21 protein-coding genes are annotated in these 19,152 nt (G+C 67.8%); 19 read left to right on the plus strand and 2 right to left on the minus strand.

Annotated features, from left to right (window positions below):
* The first annotated feature begins 31 nt into the window (after positions 1-31).
* From dacB to FHJ30_RS01465, 18 genes are all read left to right on the plus strand, one after another.
* Entirely contained in the window at positions 32-1,546 is a 1,515-nt protein-coding gene (gene dacB / locus FHJ30_RS01380) for a D-alanyl-D-alanine carboxypeptidase/D-alanyl-D-alanine-endopeptidase (RefSeq protein WP_139027476.1), read from the plus strand.
* Between the two features lie 399 nt (positions 1,547-1,945).
* Complete coding sequence (locus FHJ30_RS01385; RefSeq protein ID WP_240793539.1) at positions 1,946-2,851, plus strand: hypothetical protein; 906 nt, start codon at positions 1,946-1,948, stop codon at positions 2,849-2,851.
* Positions 2,852-2,940: 89 nt separating this feature from the next.
* Positions 2,941-4,074, plus strand: a complete 1,134-nt coding sequence (locus FHJ30_RS01390) for a zinc-dependent metalloprotease (RefSeq protein WP_139027477.1) — start codon at positions 2,941-2,943, stop codon at positions 4,072-4,074.
* A 60-nt stretch (positions 4,075-4,134) separates the two neighbouring features.
* Positions 4,135-5,223 carry a tRNA lysidine(34) synthetase TilS gene (gene tilS, locus FHJ30_RS01395; protein WP_139027594.1) on the plus strand — a complete coding sequence of 363 codons (1,089 nt, stop codon included), beginning with the start codon at positions 4,135-4,137 and terminating at the stop codon, positions 5,221-5,223.
* Positions 5,224-5,253: 30 nt separating this feature from the next.
* Positions 5,254-5,805: a hypoxanthine phosphoribosyltransferase gene (gene hpt, locus FHJ30_RS01400; protein ID WP_041651844.1), complete on the plus strand. Its 552-nt coding sequence runs from the start codon at positions 5,254-5,256 to the stop codon at positions 5,803-5,805.
* A 250-nt stretch (positions 5,806-6,055) separates the two neighbouring features.
* Complete coding sequence (ftsH, locus tag FHJ30_RS01405; protein ID WP_139027478.1) at positions 6,056-8,119, plus strand: ATP-dependent zinc metalloprotease FtsH; 2,064 nt, start codon at positions 6,056-6,058, stop codon at positions 8,117-8,119.
* Between the two features lie 10 nt (positions 8,120-8,129).
* A complete protein-coding gene (folE, locus tag FHJ30_RS01410) occupies positions 8,130-8,774 on the plus strand; it encodes a GTP cyclohydrolase I FolE (RefSeq protein WP_139027479.1) in 645 nt (214 codons plus the stop codon).
* Between the two features lie 10 nt (positions 8,775-8,784).
* Positions 8,785-9,705, plus strand: coding sequence for a dihydropteroate synthase (gene folP / locus FHJ30_RS01415; RefSeq protein WP_139027480.1), 921 nt, complete (start codon positions 8,785-8,787; stop codon positions 9,703-9,705).
* Positions 9,706-9,712: 7 nt separating this feature from the next.
* Positions 9,713-10,135: a dihydroneopterin aldolase gene (folB, locus tag FHJ30_RS01420; protein WP_139027481.1), complete on the plus strand. Its 423-nt coding sequence runs from the start codon at positions 9,713-9,715 to the stop codon at positions 10,133-10,135.
* Positions 10,132-10,677 carry a 2-amino-4-hydroxy-6-hydroxymethyldihydropteridine diphosphokinase gene (gene folK, locus FHJ30_RS01425; protein WP_139027482.1) on the plus strand — a complete coding sequence of 182 codons (546 nt, stop codon included), beginning with the start codon at positions 10,132-10,134 and terminating at the stop codon, positions 10,675-10,677. Before folB ends, folK begins: the two co-directional genes overlap by 4 nt.
* Positions 10,674-11,216, plus strand: a complete 543-nt coding sequence (locus FHJ30_RS01430) for a DUF3180 domain-containing protein (RefSeq protein ID WP_139027483.1) — start codon at positions 10,674-10,676, stop codon at positions 11,214-11,216. The genes folK and FHJ30_RS01430 overlap by 4 nt, the downstream gene beginning before the upstream one ends.
* Positions 11,197-11,709: a PH domain-containing protein gene (locus FHJ30_RS01435; protein ID WP_139027484.1), complete on the plus strand. Its 513-nt coding sequence runs from the start codon at positions 11,197-11,199 to the stop codon at positions 11,707-11,709. The genes FHJ30_RS01430 and FHJ30_RS01435 overlap by 20 nt, the downstream gene beginning before the upstream one ends.
* Before the next feature lie 41 nt (positions 11,710-11,750).
* Positions 11,751-13,310 carry a PH domain-containing protein gene (locus tag FHJ30_RS01440; RefSeq protein ID WP_373683147.1) on the plus strand — a complete coding sequence of 520 codons (1,560 nt, stop codon included), beginning with the start codon at positions 11,751-11,753 and terminating at the stop codon, positions 13,308-13,310.
* Positions 13,303-14,196, plus strand: a complete 894-nt coding sequence (locus tag FHJ30_RS01445) for a Rossmann-like and DUF2520 domain-containing protein (RefSeq protein ID WP_139027486.1) — start codon at positions 13,303-13,305, stop codon at positions 14,194-14,196. The genes FHJ30_RS01440 and FHJ30_RS01445 overlap by 8 nt, the downstream gene beginning before the upstream one ends.
* 2 nt (positions 14,197-14,198) lie before the next feature.
* Entirely contained in the window at positions 14,199-15,116 is a 918-nt protein-coding gene (panC, locus tag FHJ30_RS01450) for a pantoate--beta-alanine ligase (RefSeq protein WP_139027487.1), read from the plus strand.
* Between the two features lie 161 nt (positions 15,117-15,277).
* Positions 15,278-15,550: a hypothetical protein gene (locus FHJ30_RS01455; protein WP_139027488.1), complete on the plus strand. Its 273-nt coding sequence runs from the start codon at positions 15,278-15,280 to the stop codon at positions 15,548-15,550.
* Positions 15,547-16,278 carry a GAF and ANTAR domain-containing protein gene (locus FHJ30_RS01460; protein ID WP_228405045.1) on the plus strand — a complete coding sequence of 244 codons (732 nt, stop codon included), beginning with the start codon at positions 15,547-15,549 and terminating at the stop codon, positions 16,276-16,278. The genes FHJ30_RS01455 and FHJ30_RS01460 overlap by 4 nt, the downstream gene beginning before the upstream one ends.
* 9 nt (positions 16,279-16,287) lie before the next feature.
* Complete coding sequence (locus tag FHJ30_RS01465) at positions 16,288-16,998, plus strand: GAF and ANTAR domain-containing protein (RefSeq protein WP_139027489.1); 711 nt, start codon at positions 16,288-16,290, stop codon at positions 16,996-16,998.
* Positions 16,999-17,109: 111 nt separating this feature from the next.
* On the opposite strand, the gene FHJ30_RS01470 is transcribed toward FHJ30_RS01465, so the two are convergent.
* The gene (locus tag FHJ30_RS01470) at positions 17,110-17,373 is read right to left on the minus strand and encodes a hypothetical protein (RefSeq protein ID WP_139027490.1); all 264 of its coding nucleotides are present in this window, start codon (positions 17,371-17,373) and stop codon (positions 17,110-17,112) included.
* A 126-nt stretch (positions 17,374-17,499) separates the two neighbouring features.
* On the opposite strand from FHJ30_RS01470, the gene FHJ30_RS01475 reads away from it, so the two are divergent.
* Entirely contained in the window at positions 17,500-18,120 is a 621-nt protein-coding gene (locus FHJ30_RS01475) for a TetR/AcrR family transcriptional regulator (RefSeq protein ID WP_139027491.1), read from the plus strand.
* Here FHJ30_RS01475 and FHJ30_RS01480 read toward each other — a convergent pair.
* Positions 18,117-19,145 carry a LacI family DNA-binding transcriptional regulator gene (locus FHJ30_RS01480; RefSeq protein ID WP_139027492.1) on the minus strand — a complete coding sequence of 343 codons (1,029 nt, stop codon included), beginning with the start codon at positions 19,143-19,145 and terminating at the stop codon, positions 18,117-18,119. The two genes, FHJ30_RS01475 and FHJ30_RS01480, sit on opposite strands and share 4 nt — an antisense overlap.
* Positions 19,146-19,152 lie beyond the last annotated feature (7 nt).

Consider the following 19,152-nt stretch of genomic DNA (forward strand, 5'->3'; position numbering starts at 1 on the left):
GAAATTTCAGGACTTGAGGACCGGCACCAGCATGACCAAAACAATCGGCACGGACCAGCAGCACGGCCGTGTCCGGCAGGCCGCGCGGAGGGCCGTCACCGGCCTGCGGAGCTCGTGGCCGCTGGTCCTCCTTTCGGCCCTCCTGGTTGCCCTCGCCCTCCCCGCTGCCCTCTTGGTGGCCCCCGGGTTCCTGGGTCCCGAAGCCCCTGCCCCCGCTCCGTCCGCGCCCGCGTGGCAGCAGGCACCCGCCACGCTCTCCGCCCGGCAGGGCCTGGCCGCCCTCGACGCGGCGGCAGAGATTCCGTCCCAGCCCGCCATCACTGCGCAGCTGGATCCGCTGTTGAAGGCCGACGGCGGCGGGACGTTCACCGGGATGGTCCAGGATGCGTGGACCGGCCAGGTCCTGTTTGACCGCGGCGGGTCGGAGGGCCGCGTGCCGGCGTCCAACATGAAGCTGCTCACCGCCGTCGCCGCCCTGCGGTCCCTGGGCCCCGGGCACCGTTTCAGCACAACCGTTGTTGCCGGGCCGGCGCCCGGGCAGGTGGTGCTGGTGGGCGGCGGCGACGTCCTCCTGGGGCCCGGCGACTCCAACCCCGAACGGGCCCTGGGACACGCCGGACTGGCAACCCTGGCTGCCGCCACGGTGGAGGCCCTGACGTCGGACGGCGCGTCCGGGGAGCTCAAGGTCCTGGTGGATGATTCCCTGTTCTCCGGGCCCGCGCTGAACCCGGCCTGGGACAGCGGGGATGTGGCGGCCGGCGAAGTGGCGCCGTTGTTCCCCCTCGCCCTGAATTCGGGCCGCTACGATCCTGCCGTCACCACCGGTCCCCGGCCCCAGGACTCCGCCATGGCTGCCGCCGAGGAGTTTGCCGCCCGGCTGCGGACGGCAGGCGCCGCCGCGGGACTCACTGTGGCCGCCGGCGTCGAACGTTCACCCGCCCCAGCCCGGGCGGCAGGCGGGGAAAGCGAAAAGCCAGTGGTGCTGGCGGAGGTGCAGTCCGCAACCGTGGCCGAGCAAGTGGACGTGATGCTGCAGGACTCGGACAACTATTTGGCGGAAGCACTGGGGCGGCTGACGGCACTGGCGGACGGGCTGCCGGGCAGCAACGACGGCGCCACAGCGGCAGTCCGCGCACAGCTCTCCGCAGCGGGCCTCGCCACCGATGCCATGAAGCTGGTGGATGTCTGTGGACTGGCCATGGGCAACCAGGTCCCGGCTCGGCAGTTCTCAGAGGTGGTGCGGGCCATCACGTCGGGCGCGGACACCAGGCTGCGGGCCGCGCTGGACGGATTCCCGGTGGCAGGCCTCACGGGAACCCTGGACACGCGCTACGGCGGCGGCGCAACGGCGGGCGGTGCCGGCCTGGTGCGGGCCAAGACCGGCACATTGAACACAGTCCTCGCGCTCAGCGGCTATGTGGTTGACGCGGACGGCAGGCTGCTGGTCTTTTCCTTCATCGGCAACGGGCTGACGCCCGGGGCCGCCGGCAACAAGGAAGCGCTGGACCGCGCGGCCACCGCGCTCGCCGGCTGCGGCTGCCGGTGAGGTATTAAGTGCGGCAGATGGAAAAAACGAGTAGCGGCTACTCGTGACCCTGGATTGCGGGCCGCCCTACACTCGACCACACGTGCGGACTCCGGGGTTGGCAACGTAACGAACTTCCGGCGTCGAACCGTCATGAGGGGGTGGGGTTTGGTGTCCATAGCCAATCGAATTACGTGATGGCGCGCCTCGTTCGCTCCAGCCAAACCGCGGCCAGGCCCAGCGTTGTGCCTCGAAGCCGCGCGTTTGGCAGGACACTGCTCCGACAGATGTAAAAACCTCACGCCAAAGGCCACAACGATGTTCCACGCAAATACACGATTATCAGTGTTCGGTTCCGCTTTCACGCTGCTTCTGGCCATGCCGGCCGTAGCCACGTGCGCAGACCCGAAGGCCGGGCAGATGAAGCCCGAATCCACCGGCACTTCGGCGCCGGTTGCGCCTTCCAGCGCACCGCCGGGGCCGCCCACCCTGGCGCCCGCAGCGGTGCCGCCGGCGCCGGAACTGTGCGGGCCGGGGTCTGCCATCAAGTTCGACAAGACGGCCTTCCCGGAGTCGCCCGTCATCGACAACAAGTGGTTTCCGCTGAAGCCTGGGATGAAGTACACCACCACCGGCGCGGTGGAAAGTGAAGGTGGAACCACTGAGCGGCGGGTCACGCACACCGTCACTGGCCTGACCAAGGTCATTGACGGCGTGAAGACCCAAGTGATGTGGGACCGCGATTACCAGGATGGCGCGCTGGTGGAATCGGAACTTGCCTTCTTCGCGCAGGATAACGCCGGGACGGTGTGGCTGTTCGGCGAGTATCCTGAGGAGTTTGAAGAGGACAAGTTCATTGGGGCGCCCAATACGTTCATCCACGGCATCTCCGGCAGCCAGGCCGGAATTGCCATGCAGGCGGCGCCCCGGACCCGAACGCCGGCATATGTCCAGGCTCACGCCGCTTCCGTGGGGTTCCTCGATTGCGGGCTTGTTTTCGACGACAATATAGCGCTTTGCGTGCCCAAAGGCTGCTACGGAGACGTGTTGGTGATTGATGAGCACAATCCGTTGGAACCGAATGTAGGCCATCAGCGCAAGTACTACTCAGCCGGAACCGGGCTGGTTAAAGTGACGGCCGAGGGCGGGGTGAACCAGGAAACCTTGGATCTCACCAGAGTTGAACATCTCACGGACGGACAACTGGCGGAAATCAACCAGCAAGCGCTCGAACTCGACCAGCACGGCTACGAGGTCAGCAAGGACGTCTACGCCAACACGGCGCGTGCCGAAATAACAACGACGACGTCGGGAGGCAAGAAATAGGATCTGCTGGCCGGACAGGATGCTTCGGGCGGTTCGCCGGTCAGCGAACTTAAGGACTATCCGCAGCATGCTGTGTTCTGATGGGAACCATGGAGCCCACTGCACGCGAGTCGTCATCCCAGACGTTGTCCGCCACGGCACAGTCCCTGATCAACTGGGACCTCGCCGCCTCCACCGCCGCACGCCTGGCCCCGGCCGGGCCCGTGCTCAGCGGGGCCGAAATCGGCGAGGCCGTGGACAGCCTGCGCCGCCTGGCCGATGTGTCCGTTGAACACGTCCACGAAATCACCGGGCTGGAGGCGGCACGCGACCTGCGGGATTCCTCCGTGCTGGTGGTGGACCGGGCGTCCTGGGCAAAAGCAAACACCCAGAGCTTTGCAGTGATGCTCAAGCCCGCCATGGAAAAGATGCTGGAAAACAGGCGGGGCACCCTGAGCCCCGGGGCTGCCAGCGTCAGCGGGGCCATCACCGGAAGCCAGCTCGGCGCGGTCCTGGCGTTTCTGGCGAGCAAGGTCCTGGGACAGTACGATCCCTTCGCGGCGCTCGCGGAAGGCTCCGCCGCCCCTCCCGGCGGCAGGCTCCTCCTCGTCGCCCCGAACATCGTGGCCGTGGAGCGCGAACTCAACGTCGCCCCGGAGGATTTCCGCCTGTGGGTGTGCCTTCACGAGCAGACCCACCGCGTGCAGTTCGCCGCGGCCCCGTGGCTGCGGCACCACATGCTTGAACAGATCGACGAACTCAGCGTGCACCTGCTGGGCAACGTTGACTCCCTGATGGAGCGGGCCACAGCCGCCGCCCGCTCCCTCAAGGACCGCACTGCCTCGGGAAACACTCCCGGGCGCGGTGCCATCCTGGATCTCCTGCAGGACCCGGAGGAAAAGGCGGCCATCTCGCACCTCACGGCCGTGATGAGCCTCCTCGAAGGCCATGCGAACGTGGTGATGGATGCCGTGGACGCGAGCATCATCCCGTCCGTGAAGACGATCCGGCAGCGGTTCAACGACCGCGGCAAGGACCGTGGGGTCATCGAAAAGTTCATCCGCAGCCTCCTTGGGCTGGACGCCAAGATGCGCCAGTACTCGGACGGTGCCCGGTTTGTGCGGGCGGTGGTGGACGCAGCCGGCATGGAGGGGTTTAACAAGGTCTGGGAGTCCGCGGACCACCTGCCCACCGAACCGGAGATCCACGACGCCAAGCTGTGGCTTGAGCGGATGGGACTCTGATTGCCGCGGAGCGAATCTCCCGGGAGCGGCTTCCAGGGCGGACGACGACGGCCGGGCAGGCTGGCGCCCGTCGTCGGCAAAGCGCGGAAAGCGCTCCAGGACGCCTTGGCCCAGGCCGGTTATCCGCGCCACGTCCTGGTTGCCTGCAGCGGCGGACCGGACTCCCTGGCGCTGGCCGCCGTGGCCGCGTACTTTGCCCGGCGCGGCCATGTGGACGGCCACCCGGTGACTGTGGGCGCGGTAGTGGTGGACCACCAGTTGCAGGAAGGGTCCGCCAGCGTGGCAGAGGAAACCGCCCGGGCCCTCCGTGACCTGGGACTCGCCCCGGTGGAGATCCGTGCGGTGACCGTGGCAACGGCCGGCATGGGTCCTGAGGCAGCGGCCCGGGAGGCCAGGCACGAAGCGCTTGAGGCCGCGGCTGCCGGCCAGGGCGCCGGAGCCATCCTGCTGGGGCACACGCTGGACGACCAGGCGGAACAGGTGCTCCTCGGCCTGGCCCGCGGTTCCGGCACACGCTCCCTGGCAGGCATGAGGCCGGAGCGGGGCCTCCTGTTGCGGCCGTTCCTGGGGCTCCGGCGGGCGGACACGGAAGAGATCTGCGAGGTGGAGCAGCTGGAGCCCTGGCATGATCCCACCAACGCGGACCCGGCCTTCGCCAGGTCTCGTACCCGGGTGGAAGTGCTCCCGCACCTGGAAGAAAAACTGGGCCCCGGCGTCGCCGAATCCCTCGCCCGGACCGCATCAATCCTCCAGCTGGACGCCGACTACCTTGAGGACGTGGCAGAAACCACGTTCGCAGCACTCGTTGAACGGGACGGCGCCGAAGTGAGCCTTCCTGAGGAGGCGTTGCGCGCCCTGGCCCCGGCCATCAGGTACCGCGTCATCGCCAAGGCCGCGGCCGACGTCGGCGGGCAGCAGCCCAGCTACCAGCGCCTTTTGGCGGCGGAGGCGCTGCTGCGGCGGCAGGGCTCGGCGGGTCCGGTCGAGCTGCCGGGCGGGGTGAGCGCCTACCGGCTGTCCCTGGCGCAGCTGGAGGCGGCGGGGACCGGTGGGAGTTCCGGGGGCCCGGATAACCCCGACCCCGTTCCCCGCGAAGGGGCCCGCTGTGGGAAGCTAGTATTCCGGCCTCAAAAACCGCCCGCAAAATAGTCGCACCCCGCATCTACACAGGAGCCATTGGTGGATTCAAACGACGTCCAGGCAGACCTCAAGCACGTTCTCTACACCAAGGAACAGATCCAGCAGCGCATCACGGAGCTGGCTGCGCAGATCGACAAGGACTACGAGGGCCGCGAGATCCTCATCGTGGGCGTGCTCAAGGGTGCCGTGATGGTCATGGCGGACCTGGCCCGGGCCCTGCACAGCCACATCTCCATGGACTGGATGGCTGTGTCCTCCTACGGCTCGGGGACCCAGTCCTCCGGAGTGGTGCGGATCCTGAAGGACCTGGACACGGACCTGATGGGCAAGGACGTGCTGATCGTCGAGGACATCATCGATTCCGGCCTCACGCTGTCCTGGCTCAAGACCAACCTGGAATCCCGCGGCACGGCCTCCGTGGAAATCTGCACCGCCTTCCGCAAGCCCACGGCTGCCAAGGTGGAGATCGACGTTAAATACGTCGGCTACGACATCCCCAACGAGTTCGTGGTGGGCTACGGCCTGGACTACGCCGAGAAGTACCGCAACCTGGACTTTGTGGGCACCCTGGCGCCGCACGTCTACGAGTAAGCCCCCGCTGCGCGGGATGGCACCTAACCGCAGTGTTGCAGGCCCGGACTGCCGCCGCATGCCATCCCGCGGACGCTGCCGGTTGCTGCCGCCCGCCCTCGCCCGGCTACGCCCACAGGGAACTTTTGCCGTCCATCATGCGTGATCTACTCCGGACGGTGTATAGCTAGAAGCTGACGCAGCACCATCACGCGCGCAGACTACTCGCCGTGCAGCACTACCAGAAGGGACGGGGCCAGCCCCCGAACAGATGAAAGCTAAGAATTTCTTCAAAGGCCCGGGCATCTGGATCGTCGTCGTGGTCGGTCTGCTCCTGGTGGCCTTTGCAACGCTGGCCCCCGGCGGTGCGGCACGGATCGACACTGACAAGGGCCTGGAACTGCTCTCCGGAAACCAGGTGGAGCAGGCCAAGATCTTCGACGGTGAAAACCGCGTGGACCTGACTTTGAAGGACAACCTGCAGCTTGACGGGCAGGACAAGGGCAAGAGCGTCCAGTTCTTCTTCGTGGACGCCCGTGCGCAGGACGTGGTCAAGGCCGTAACGGACGCCAAGCCGGCACAGGGCTACACGGACCAGCCCATCGAGAGCAACTGGTTCTCCGGCCTGCTGTCCCTCCTGATTCCCGTCATCCTCCTGGGCGCCCTGTTCTGGTTCCTCATGACCCGCATGCAGGGCGGCGGCTCCAAGATCATGCAGTTCGGCAAGTCCAAGGCCAAGATGGTCAGCAAGGACATGCCGCAGGTGACCTTCGCCGACGTCGCAGGATCCGATGAGGCAGTGGAGGAACTCCAGGAAATCAAGGAATTCCTGCAGGAGCCCGCCAAGTTCCAGGCCGTCGGCGCCAAGATCCCCAAGGGCGTGCTGCTGTACGGCCCTCCCGGTACCGGCAAGACCCTCCTGGCCCGCGCCGTCGCGGGTGAGGCCGGCGTCCCCTTCTTCTCCATCTCCGGCTCGGACTTCGTGGAAATGTTCGTCGGTGTCGGCGCCTCCCGCGTCCGCGACCTCTTCGAGCAGGCCAAAGCCAACTCCCCGGCCATCATCTTCGTGGATGAGATCGACGCCGTTGGCCGCCACCGCGGTGCCGGCATCGGCGGCGGCAACGACGAACGCGAGCAGACCCTCAACCAGCTGCTGGTGGAGATGGACGGCTTCGACGTCAAGACCAACGTCATCCTCATCGCCGCCACCAACCGTCCCGATGTGCTGGACCCCGCGCTGCTCCGCCCGGGACGCTTCGACCGCCAGATCGGGGTGGAAGCGCCGGACCTGATCGGCCGCGACCAGATCCTTCAGGTCCACTCAAAGGGCAAGCCGATGGCGCCCGGCGTGGACCTCAAGGCCGTGGCCAAGAAGACCCCCGGCTACACCGGCGCGGACCTGGCCAACGTCCTGAACGAGGCCGCCCTGCTCACCGCCCGCTCCAACGCGAACCTCATCGACGACCGCGCGCTGGATGAGGCCATTGACCGCGTCATGGCCGGCCCGCAGAAGCGCAGCCGCGTCATGAAGGAGCATGAGCGCAAGATCACCGCCTACCACGAAGGCGGCCACGCCCTCGTCGCAGCCGCGCTCCGGAATTCCGCCCCGGTCACCAAGATCACCATCCTTCCCCGCGGCCGTGCCCTGGGCTACACCATGGTGGTCCCGGACAACGACAAGTACTCCGTGACCCGCAACGAGTTGCTGGACCAGATGGCTTACGCCATGGGCGGCCGCGTGGCCGAGGAGATCGTGTTCCACGATCCGTCCACCGGCGCTTCCAATGACATCGAGAAGGCCACCGGCACCGCGCGCAAGATGGTCACCGAATACGGCATGAGCGAGCGGGTGGGCGCTGTCCGGCTTGGCCAGGGCGGCGGCGAGCCGTTCCTTGGCCGCGACGCCGGGCACGAGCGCAACTACTCGGACCAGATCGCCTACGTGGTGGACGAGGAAGTGCGCCGCCTTATCGACCAGGCCCATGACGAGGCGTACGCCATCCTCACCGAGAACCGGGACGTCCTGGACCGGCTGGCCCTGGAACTGCTGGAACGCGAAACACTGAACCAGGCCGAGATCGCCGACATCTTCAGGGACATCCGCAAGCGCGACTTCCGTGAGGTGTGGCTGTCCAAGGAGAGCCGCCCGGTCCAGATGGCCGGCCCCGTGGAGTCCCGCCAGGAGAGGGCGGAGCGCGAAGCCCAGGAAGAGGCCAAGAAGGCCCGCCTGGACGAGCCGCTGGACGCCCAGCCACCGCACCCGCAGGGTGTTCCGGAGGACGCACCGTTCCAGGGCGGGGTAACGGACGCGGGGCCTGACGCCCTTCGCGGCTAAGCTTTCTTACGTGACCCACTTCGACGACGACGACCTTTCCGCCTCCGCCGGCTACCCGGCGGAGGGCGGCGCCCACCACTCAAAGCACCACAAAGTGGACCGGCCCCGGATCGAGGCAGCCGTCCGCGAGATTCTCCTGGCCATCGGAGAGGACCCGGACCGCGGCGGCCTCGTAGACACCCCCAAGCGGGTGGCCAAGGCCTACGCCGAGGTGTTTGCCGGGCTCCATCATGACCCCGCGGACGTCCTGTCCACCACCTTCGACCTGGACCATGAGGAACTGGTCCTGGTCAAGGACATCCCCTTCTATTCCACGTGCGAGCACCACCTGGTGCCGTTCCACGGCGTGGCCCATGTTGGCTACATTCCGTCGCACGACGGCAAGGTGACGGGGCTCAGCAAGCTGGCCCGGCTCGTGGACATCTACGCCCGCCGCCCGCAGGTGCAGGAACGCCTCACCACGGAGATCGTCGAAGCGATGGTCCGCCACCTCAAGCCGCGTGGCGCCATCGTCGTTGTTGAATGCGAACACATGTGCATGTCCATGCGCGGTATCCGCAAGCCCGGAGCGAAGACCGTCACCAGTGCGGTCCGCGGGCAGCTTCATGACCCGGCCACCCGCGCCGAAGCCATGAGCCTCATCCTCGGAAGGTAATCAACAGACCATGGATTCACTCGCTGCAGCGCCGGGAACCGGCCCGGCAACCTCACCACTGCCCGTCCTGCGCAAACCGCGCCCGGCAGCCCGGTTCGAAGACCTGCCCACCGGCCGCACCCTGGTGATGGGCATCCTGAACGTCACCCCGGACTCCTTCAGCGACGGCGGCAGCCACGCCACGCCGGACACCGCCATCGCGGCTGGGCTCCGGATGTTCTACGCGGGAGCGGACATCATCGACGTCGGGGGCGAATCCACCCGCCCCGGCGCGGAAGACGTCAGCCCGGAGGAAGAACAGCGGCGCGTGGTTCCCGTGATCGAGGCGCTGGTGAAGGCCGGCGCCCTGGTCAGCATCGACACCACCCACGCGTCCACCGCCGCGGCCGCCCTGAAGGCCGGCGCCGCCATCATCAACGACGTCTCCGGGCTCACCATGGAACCGGAAATGGCCGAGCTCGCGGCGGCCTCCAAGGCGCCCTACATCCTCACGCACCGCCGCGGCGACGCCCGCACCATGAACTCGCTCGCCGAATACAAGGATGTGGCGGCCGAAGTGGTGGCCGAGCTCGCCGGGGTGCGGGACAAACTGTATGCCGCGGGCGTCAGCCAGGAACAGATCATCATCGATCCGGGCCTGGGGTTTGCCAAGAATGACGCCCAGAACTGGGAGCTCCTGCAGAACCTGGACCAGCTGGAAAGCCTGGGCCACCGGATCCTTGTTGGGGCTTCCCGCAAGCGGTTCCTGGGCACCCTGCTCACCGTGGCCGGCAAGTCCGCCGCCCCGGAGGAACGTGACGGGGCCACCGCCGCCATCACTGCCATCAGCGCCTACCGCGGCGCCTGGGCCGTCCGCGTGCACGACGTCGGCCCCAGCCTTGACGCCGTCAAGGTTGCCGCGCGCATGGCCGCGCCGCGCGCCGGCAGCTAGCGCAGCCATGGACAGGATTGCGCTGAGCGGCGTGACCGCCGTCGGCCATCACGGCGTGTTTGATTTTGAGCGCCGCGAGGGCCAGCCTTTTGTTGTGGACGCAGTGTTGTACCTGGATTTCGCCAAGGCGGCGGAGTCCGACGACGTCCGGGACACCGCGCACTACGGTGAGGTGGCGCAGCGTATTACCGAGTGGATCGCCGGAGAGCCGCTGAACCTGATCGAGGCGCTGGCAGTGCGGATCGCGGAGGGCCTGCTGGCCGAATTCCAGCTTCAGGCCGTGGACATCACCGTGCACAAGCCGCAGGCCCCCATCGAGGTTCCCTTCGGCGACGTTTCAGTCAGCGTCCACCGCGCCCGGAATGACGGGACCCGGACTGACGGTCACGGCACCGGCGAAGAAAGGCAAAGCCAGGGGGAGGGGCCATGAACGGCGGCTACACCAAGGCGGTCCTTGCGCTCGGCAGCAATTTGGGCGAGCGCAACGACACCCTGTCCGGGGCCGTTGCGGACCTCGTTGACCCGCCGGAGGTGCGGCTGCTGGCGGTATCGCCGGTGGTGCAGACGAAGGCAGTCGGCGGGCCGGCCGGGCAGCCGGACTTCCTGAACATGGTGATCACGGTGGAAACCAGCCTCACCCCACGGCAGCTGCTGGAGCACTGCCAGGCGGTGGAAAACAAGCACCACCGCGTGCGGGAGGTGCGCTGGGGGCCGCGGACGCTCGACGTCGACATCATCACCTATGGTGACGTCCGCAGCGACGATCCCGTCCTGACCCTGCCGCATCCCCTCGCGGCGAGCCGGGCGTTCGTCCTCTATCCGTGGTCGCTCATCGAACCCGGGGCCGTCCTGGACGGTGAACGGATCACGGCCTTGGCGGCCAAGGCGGCGGACTTCGATGACCTTGCCCCCTTTGACGGCTTCGGCGACTTCGACGGAATGCCCACCGCCGGGGCGGTGGAGGAACGATGAAGCCCATCAACCCGCTGCGACTCCTGCTGATCGGCTTCATCCTGGCCGTGGCCGGCTGGTCCGCCACCGTGGTGACCAGCCGGTACAGCATGTCCACCCCGGTGCTGCCGCCCACGGCGCTGGCAACCATGGGCGTGATCGTGGCCATCACGCTGATCCTCGGAATCAAGGTTCTCAGGTGGCGGAACAGCCTCAAGGACAGCAGCAAGAAGAAGACGGTCCTCGATCCCCTTCTGGCCGCGCGCACCCTGGTCCTGGCGCAGGCATGCGCCTACGCCGGGACGGTGCTGCTGGGCTGGCACGTGGGCATCTTCCTGGACCAGCTGCGCATCTGGAGCCTGCGCAGCGACCAGGGCATCACCTGGCTGGCGCTTGCCATGGCCGGCGGGGGACTGGTGATGATCGTGGTGGGCCTGCTGGTGGAACGGTTCTGCAGGATTCCGCCGGAGGACGGCGAAACGAAGGGCCTCGACGGGAAGCCCGGCCGCGCCGTCGGTGAGGCGTCGGGGGAAGGCGAATATGCATACCGGGGCGATTGACCCTCCCGGCATCACGTGGCAGCGGGTATCCCCCAAATACGTCACCGTCAGGGTGGTGCAGTGGGCCCTGGGAAACCTGGCCGCCGTGCTGGTCCTCTCCCTGCCGCTGGTCCTCGTCGTCGCGGACGTGTGGGCCTGGCCGCCGCTGTGGCTTGCCGCCGCCGTGCCCGCCGGCATGCTGGTGGTGGCCCTCTGGCGGCTCGCGCTCATCCCGCGGCAGGTCCGGGCCATCGGCTACGCGGAACGGGACGACGACCTCCTGATCAGGACCGGCATTTTCTTCCAGCGCACCATGGCCGTCCCGTACGGCCGGATGCAGTATGTGGACATCGGCGTGGGACCGGTGGAGCGCAGTCTTGGCCTGTGCACCCTCAAGCTCCACACGGCCTCGCCGGGCACGAACGCGCAGATCCCCGGCCTGCCCGCCGCCGAGGGGGCCCGGCTCCGCGAGCAGTTGGCGGCCCGCGGTGAAGCCAGGCTGGCAGGACTGTGACGGCAGAAGGACCTCCGCGGCCCGGTGCCCCGGCCGCTGCGCTGGGCACCGGCGCGCCTGAACCGCTGCCGGGCACCGGTGCCCCCGGCCAGTTGCCACGCACCGCGCCCGACGGCGAATGGCTGCGCGTGCACCCGGCGTCGCCTTTTGTCCGCGGCTGGGTTGCTCTGGCCGCCATCGGCTTCTTCTTTGGCCGCGACGTCTTTGAACGCGCGCTGCAGGGCCGGCCCCTTCTTGACGGGGACTTGGCCGGCCGTGCCCCTTTTCTGCTGGTGGGCGGCGGAGCCGTGCTGCTGGCGTCGGTGCTGGGGTTCATCCTGACCTGGTACTTCACCAAGTACCAGGTGTCCGGCGGCTACGTAAGGGTGAATACCGGGTTCCTGTTCCGGCAGCAGCGCCAGGCGCGGCTGGACCGGGTGCAGGCCATCGACATCGTGCAGCCGCTGCTGGCCAGGATCTTCGGCCTGGCGGAACTCAAGTTCGAGGTGGCGGACGCCGGGGAGTCAGCCGTGCGGCTCGCCTACCTGAAGATCGACGACGCCCGGCAGCTCCGTGCCACCATCCTCGCCCGGGCCGCCGGTGTCACCACAGGCCCGGACCGCCCGGGCGAACCCGCGCCCGAGGCGCCGGAATATCCGGTACTTTCGGTGCCGCCGTCGCGCCTTGTCGGTTCCCTGCTGCTCAGCGAGCAGAGCTTCTTCGTGGTGCTGGGCGGCATTGTGTCCGTGGTGCTCTCAGCCATCACCGAACACCAAGGGTTCATTTTTTACCTGATTCCGGCCGCCGTGGGCCTCGCCGCGAGCTACTGGGGACTGTTCAACAAGGGCTACAACTTCAGCGCCGCGATCTCCCCGGACGGCATCCGCCTGCGCTACGGCCTGCTGGACACCCAGGCGCAGACGTTGCCGCCGGGGCGTATCCAGGCTTTGAAAGTCACCCAGCCGCCGTTGTGGCGGCCGCTGGGCTGGTACCGGATGCAGGTCAACGTGGCGGGTTACGGGATTGTGGAGAACGCCGGCGAGGGCTCGGCCCGGACCACGCTGCTGCCCGTGGGCAGGCTCGAAGACGTGCTGGCCATGCTGGCGCTGGTGCTGCCGGACCCCGGTACAGCGCAGCCCGCCGCCGTCTTCGGGGCGGGGCTCACCGGGCTGGATTCCGACGGCGGTTTCGTCACCACTCCGCGCACCGCACGCTGGCTTGCCCCGCTGGGCTGGCGGCGGAACGGGTTCACGGCCACGGACACCGCCCTGCTTCTCCGGTCCGGCCGCTGGTGGCGCCAGCTCGTGGTGGTTCCGCACCAGCGCACCCAGTCCATGGCCCTGCACCAGGGCCCGCTGGCGCGCCGCTTCGGTGTGGCAGACCTGGTGCTGCACACCACGCCCGGGCCCGTTGCGCCCCGGCTCACGCAGGCCGGTACGGCCCAGGCGCTGGCACTGTTCGATGAACAGTCCGCACGCGCCCGGCTGGCCCGGAAGCGGCAGACTACGGAGCAGTGGCTTCGGCAGGTAGCCCCGGATGCCCCGGTGGTTGATACCAGGCGGGCGGGGGAGCCTGCCGAAACCCTGAAGCCCCAACAACAGGAAGGCGGGCAGCATGCCTAAGCCCGGACGCCTCGGCGTCGGAATCATTGGCGCGGGCAAAGTGGGGGCGGTGCTCGGTGCCGCCCTGCGCGCTGCCGAACATGCCGTCGTCGGGGTCTCGGCCGTTTCCGAGGCGAGCCGTGAGCGGGCCGGGACGCTGCTTCCCGGCGTGCCCGTCCTGGAGGTCCAGGAGATCGTGGAGCGCGCTGAACTGGTCCTCCTGGCCGTACCGGACGACGCCCTGCCGGGTTTGGTGGAGGGCCTCGCCAAGCTCGGCGCCTGGCAGCCGGGCCAGCTGGTTGCCCACACCTCCGGCCGGTTTGGAGTGGGTGTCCTGCATCCGGTGCGCGCTGCCGGTGCCGTCCCGCTGGCCCTGCATCCCGCCATGACGTTCACGGGGATGAGCCTGGACCTGACCCGGCTGCTGGACTGCACGTTCGGTGTGACAGCGGATGCCGCCATGCTCCCCATCGCCCAGGCCCTGGTGGTGGAGATGGGCGCGGAACCAGTGGCCATCGCCGAGGCGGACCGGACGCTCTACCACGCAGCCCTGGCGCACGGTTCCAACCACCTGGTGACCCTCGTGGCGCAGGCATCGGAGCTGCTGCGGGACGTGGGAGTGGAGCTGCCCGAACGCATGCTGGGTCCGCTGCTGCGGGCAACCCTGGAGAACGCGCTGGCTTCGGGCGAATCAGCCCTGACCGGGCCGGTAGCCCGCGGCGATGTTGGAACGGTTGCCGCCCACGCGGCGGCGTTGCGGGAGTTCGACGGCGGCGGTCACGGCGATGTGCTCGAGGCCTACCTTGCGATGGCGCGCGCCACGGCGCTGCGCGCCGAAGGGCGCGGGCTGCTGAAGGCCGGCCAGCTGGAGGGGCTGCGCCAGGCCCTCGAACCGAAGGAGGACTGAAGATGCCCATCAAACTCGTCACCACGGTGGCCGCCCTGCGGGCTGAGGGAGCCCGGCTCCTTGGCTCCAAACAGGGAACCTCGCAGGGCCTGGTGCCCACGATGGGTGCGCTGCATGAGGGCCATGCCGCCCTTGCGCGTACCGCCGTCGAACAGAATGACGTGGTGGTGGCAACAATCTTCGTCAACCCGCTGCAGTTCGGCGACGCAGTGGATCTGGACCGCTACCCCCGCACCCTGGACGCGGACCTGGCGCTGCTGGAGGCTCAAGGCGTGGACCTGGTCTTTGCGCCGTCGGTGGACGAGGTCTACCCCGGCGGCGAACCGCTGGTGCGCATCACCTCCGGCCGGCTCGGGGAAAAGTGGGAGGGCGCATCCCGGCCCGGGCATTTCGACGGCGCCCTGACCGTGGTGGCCAAGCTGCTCCACTACGGGATGCCCGCGGCAGGCCTGCCGGCCAGCGGGGCAACGGGTGCCGCCCTGCCCGCCTACCGGGCGTACTTCGGCCAGAAGGATGCCCAACAGTTGGCGCTGGTCCGGCGCATGGTGGCTGACCTGGATTTCCCGGTGGACATCGTGGGGGTGCCCACCGTACGCGCCGCTGACGGGCTGGCGCTGTCCAGCCGCAACCGCTTCCTCTCCGACGAAGAACGGGCGGCGGCGCTGGTCCTTTCCAGGGCCCTTCGCCTCCTGGAGCAACGGGCACAGGCCAGGCAGCCCCTTGACCTGGAGTCCGCGCAGGCGATGGTGGAGTCCCAGCCGCTGGTGGCTTTGGACTACTTCGACGTGGTGGATCCAGGCACCCTGGAACCCCTGGCCGAAAACTGCCGGGAGACGCCGTTCCGGGGCGAAGCCCTGGCGCTCATTGCGGCCAAGGTGGGCCCGGTCCGGCTGATCGACAACGCGCCGCTGTCTTCCTGATCCGGACCTGGGGCCCCGCCCTCCCGGGGTCAGGTACCCCCTGCCGCCGATAGGGGGCAGGGACACCTGTTGGGCCGGCAGCTGATCGGCTATGCTCGAATTGTTGCCCCAGACCCCTGGCATCGTCCCATTACGGCGATCCAGGAGGATCAAGAAATAACGTGGGCAAAAATCTATATACCCCCATCCACGGGCTTGTGGATCCTGCCGCGTATGGCGCGGCACCTGACACCGATCCCATCGCTGCGCAGGCGCTGGAAATCATCTTCTCCATCCTCGAGGACCGTTCGCCTGGGCTGGCGGAGGTCCAGCTGCGGCTGCGCCAATGCATGGCATCCCATCCGGGCCGTCCTGAGCGGGCCCTCCTTGCCCATCTGTTGGAGACTTCACGGCGTGTGAACGCCAACGACGGAAATGGCTGCCCCGGGCTGTGACGGAAAAAATCAGGGACAGCGGGCTCACCATGGATGACGTGCCCGGTGTGGCCGCGGATGAAGAGGACCTTTGTGGTCCGTACCTGGAGAAATTGCCGGTTACCGGCGCCGCAGTTTCCCTTTTCGGCGGTGCGACGGCTGAAACCCTGGTTTCTGCCAGTGACGCGCTGGCTGCCCGGCTGGATGAACTGCAGTTCAGCCTGGGCGAGGGACCCCGGTGGCGCGCCGTCCGTACCCGGCTGCCGGTGCTGGTTCCCGATGCACAGGGTGTGGCCCATCCGGACTGGCCCATGTTCCATAAAGCGATGGCCGGCACGGACGCTGCAGCGCTGTTTGTCTTTCCACTGACCCTTGGTGCCGCGGACTTGGGCGTGGTGGAGCTGTACCATTCACTGCCGGGTACGCTGAGCCGGTCCCACCAGGCGACAGCGGCCATGCTCGCCGGCCAGACCATGTGGTACCTCCTGCGAAAAATCCTGACAATCAGTTCGCCGGACACCGATCCTGCCCTGGAGCCCGCCCTCATGTCGCGGCGTGAGATCCACCAGGCAACGGGCATGGTCCTCGCCCAGTCCGGCGCCACCGCCGCGGATTCATTGCTGTTGCTGCGTGCGCACGCTTTTGCCCATGAGCTCACGCTGCGCGAGACTGCCGACGCAGTCCTCGAAGGCCGGCTGAGCCTGAAAGCTGCCCACAACGGCGGCCCCCTTGGCTGGCCGCTGCAGTAAAATATCGCCATGGAGGCGACTACCCGCGCGGAGCGCGTCAGTGGGGCGTTCGTGAAACTCACGGACACACTGGTGGCGGACTATGACGTCCTTGACCTGCTCCACACCCTGGTTGAAGAAGCCGTGGGGCTCCTCGACATCGCCGCCGCGGGACTTGTCCTGGCCGATCCCAGCGGGGAACTCCAGGTCCTGGCCTCAACCAGCGAGGAAAGCCGGCTGGTGGAAGTCCTCCAGCTGCGGGCAGGGGAAGGGCCATGCGTCGAATCCTTCGCAGCCGGCAAGGCTGTGACTGCGGACGATATTCGGGTCCTTGACCGGTGGCCGGCTTTCAAGGCCGCAGCACTGTCCCAAGGCTTCCACTCCGTGCACGCGGTCCCCATGCGTCTCCATGGCCGGACCATCGGCGCCATGGGCCTCTTCCGCTCCGCTCCCGGCTCACTGACCCCTGAGGACGCCGCCATTGGGCAGGCGCTGGCGGACGTGGCCACCATCAGCCTCTTGCAGGAGCGCGCCATCAGGGAAGCGGCCGTGGTCAACGAACAGCTGCAACGGGCGCTGAACAGCCGTGTCCTGATTGAGCAGGCCAAAGGGGTCATCGCGCACACATCCGGGGTGGACATGGAAGGTGCCTTCAGGCTGCTCCGCAAGCACGCCCGTGCACACAACGAAGCCCTCCATGAGACCGCCGGAAGGATTGTGGACAGGAGCCTCACGCTTTAGCCGGGCGTCCTGGTCCGCGGAACGGGCTGGTTTCTCCGCGGCTGGTTTCCAATGCGGCGCACATGGCCCGGGTCACGCCCGGCGGCCACCGGCAATCAGGAGCGGCAACAGTCAGAGGGGCAGGTGCCCGCGGTACATCAGCTGCTCCAGCAACGCCTGCTCCGGCTCGCCCGGATGCCGTGCGACGCAGCGGCGGAGCCGGGCCCGGGCCAGTTCTTCGCCGGGTGCCTTGCTGCAGAGCACCTCGTCGATTATTTCCTGGGCCTGCCATCGGAGCGACTCGATGGCAAACTGCCGGATCTCGGCCGGCGTATCACTGGCCATCCAGGGATCCGGGTCCGAGGGCACACTTTGGAACATCTGCTCTGCTGACACAGGGGCCTCCTTGCACCAACCCGAAGAGGCCGGTGGGGGCCTCCGCGGCGTCAAAAGCACGTAGGAAAAACATTACAGCGGGAAAGACCGGTCTGTCTGCCCCTCCGGCAGTAGACTTGAAGCCTCATGAATCCAGAGGCGAAGGTCCCTCCGTCCCCCGTGCCGGCACCGGTGGTGGCGACGGACGGCCATGCCAATTCCGTGGACCGGATCATGGCGGTGGCCTATGAGCTCTTCTCCCGGCGGGGTGTCAGGGATGTCGGCGTCAATGAGCTGATTGAACGGTCCGGGGTAGCCAAGGCGACCTTCTACCGGCACTTCCCCTCCAAGGACTCCCTGGTGCTGGCCTTCCTGGAACGGCGGGACAGGCAATGGACCGTGGATGCCATCGTCTCGGAGGCCCGGAGGCGGGGAAGCACGCCTGCCGATCAGCTGCTGGCCATCTTCGACGTCTTTGGCGACTGGTTCCTGCGGGAAGACTTTGAAGCCTGCTCCTTTATCAACGTCCTGCTCGAGATGGGCCCTGCTCATCCGCTGGGCCAGGCAAGCATCGACTACCTGGCCAAGATCCGCGGGCACGTGCAGGCCTTGGCGGAGGAAGCCGGGCTGCAGCGGCCGGAGGAGTTCGCCCGGTCCTGGCACATCCTGATGAAGGGTTCGATCATCTCGGCCACCGAAGGGGACATGCAGGCCGCCAAACGCGCGCAGCAAATGGCCGGCTGGCTGATCGAGCACCACCGCGGCTAGCGGCCGCGCTCCGGCGTGCGGGGAGCGGAAGTGCTGGACCGCACCACCAGCCGGGTCTTCATCAGCTCATCGGCCGGCCCGGCAACCTCCGCGTCATCCTGCACCAGCGCCAACAGCCGCTCCACCGCCCGCATTCCCTGGTCACGCGGGAACTGGTCGATGGTAGTGAGTCCCAGGATTTCGCCCATCTCGTGGCCGTCAACGCCAATGACGGACAGCTCGTCAGGGATCCGCAACCCCAGGTCGCGGGCCGCCAGCATTGCGCCGAAGGCCATTTCGTCGGAGGCGCAGAAGATTGCGGTAGGCCGTTCGGCGGCGTCCGCCAGCAGGTGCTTTGTCGCCTTGTAGGCGTCATTCGCAGAGTAGTCCGAGATCAGGGACCACGCCTCGCGAAGTGGCAGGCCGGCCGAGGCCATGGCTTCCTCGTAGCCGGCTCGCCGTCCGCTGGAGATCTCGAAGTTCCGCCCGTACTCATGCTCGCCGCCGACGTGCGCCACACGTGTGTGGCCGAGGCCGATCAGGTGGTTTGTTGCCTGGCGGCCCACCTCCACGTCGTCGATCCGGAGGGTGGGAATTTCCGGAAGCGGGCCGCCGACGCCCACCACCGGGATTCCGGCGGCGAGGATTTGTTCAGTCTCGTGGGCGTTGAGCTGCAGCGAGACCGCCAGGACGCCGTCGAGCCGTTTGCGCAAAAGGAAATCCCCCAGCACCGACTCCCGGTAGCGGTCGCCCTGGAAGTCGTAGAGGGTGAGATCGTAGCCGGCGTCCATCAGGGCGGAATTGGCGCCTTCCAGCAGCGTGGCGAAATACCACCTGTTGACGAAGGGCAGGACCACTCCGATGTTGTGGCTGCGCCCGCTCGCCAGGCTGGAGGCGTGGTAGGACATCACAAAGCCAAGCTCACTGGCCGCGGCGGTCACAGCTTCCCGTGCCTTGGTGGAAACACTGCCCTTGCCGCTCAAGGCACGCGACGCCGTCGCCTGTGAAACCCCCGCCAGCCGCGCTACGTCCCTGATTCCTGCCACTGGCCCT

Source organism: Arthrobacter sp. BB-1 (genome assembly GCF_006151685.1).
In the GTDB taxonomy this organism is placed as follows: Bacteria; Actinomycetota; Actinomycetes; order Actinomycetales; family Micrococcaceae; genus Arthrobacter.

Coding starts and splice junctions, on each gene's coding strand:
- dacB (WP_139027476.1), top strand. CDS start 32: ATGACCAAAACAATCGGCACGGACCAGCAGCACGGCCGTGTCCGGCAG.
- FHJ30_RS01385 (WP_240793539.1), top strand. CDS start 1,946: ATGAAGCCCGAATCCACCGGCACTTCGGCGCCGGTTGCGCCTTCCAGC.
- FHJ30_RS01390 (WP_139027477.1), top strand. CDS start 2,941: ATGGAGCCCACTGCACGCGAGTCGTCATCCCAGACGTTGTCCGCCACG.
- ftsH (WP_139027478.1), top strand. CDS start 6,056: ATGAAAGCTAAGAATTTCTTCAAAGGCCCGGGCATCTGGATCGTCGTC.
- folP (WP_139027480.1), top strand. CDS start 8,785: ATGGATTCACTCGCTGCAGCGCCGGGAACCGGCCCGGCAACCTCACCA.
- folB (WP_139027481.1), top strand. CDS start 9,713: ATGGACAGGATTGCGCTGAGCGGCGTGACCGCCGTCGGCCATCACGGC.
- folK (WP_139027482.1), top strand. CDS start 10,132: ATGAACGGCGGCTACACCAAGGCGGTCCTTGCGCTCGGCAGCAATTTG.
- FHJ30_RS01430 (WP_139027483.1), top strand. CDS start 10,674: ATGAAGCCCATCAACCCGCTGCGACTCCTGCTGATCGGCTTCATCCTG.
- FHJ30_RS01435 (WP_139027484.1), top strand. CDS start 11,197: ATGCATACCGGGGCGATTGACCCTCCCGGCATCACGTGGCAGCGGGTA.
- FHJ30_RS01445 (WP_139027486.1), top strand. CDS start 13,303: ATGCCTAAGCCCGGACGCCTCGGCGTCGGAATCATTGGCGCGGGCAAA.
- panC (WP_139027487.1), top strand. CDS start 14,199: ATGCCCATCAAACTCGTCACCACGGTGGCCGCCCTGCGGGCTGAGGGA.
- FHJ30_RS01465 (WP_139027489.1), top strand. CDS start 16,288: ATGGAGGCGACTACCCGCGCGGAGCGCGTCAGTGGGGCGTTCGTGAAA.
- FHJ30_RS01475 (WP_139027491.1), top strand. CDS start 17,500: ATGAATCCAGAGGCGAAGGTCCCTCCGTCCCCCGTGCCGGCACCGGTG.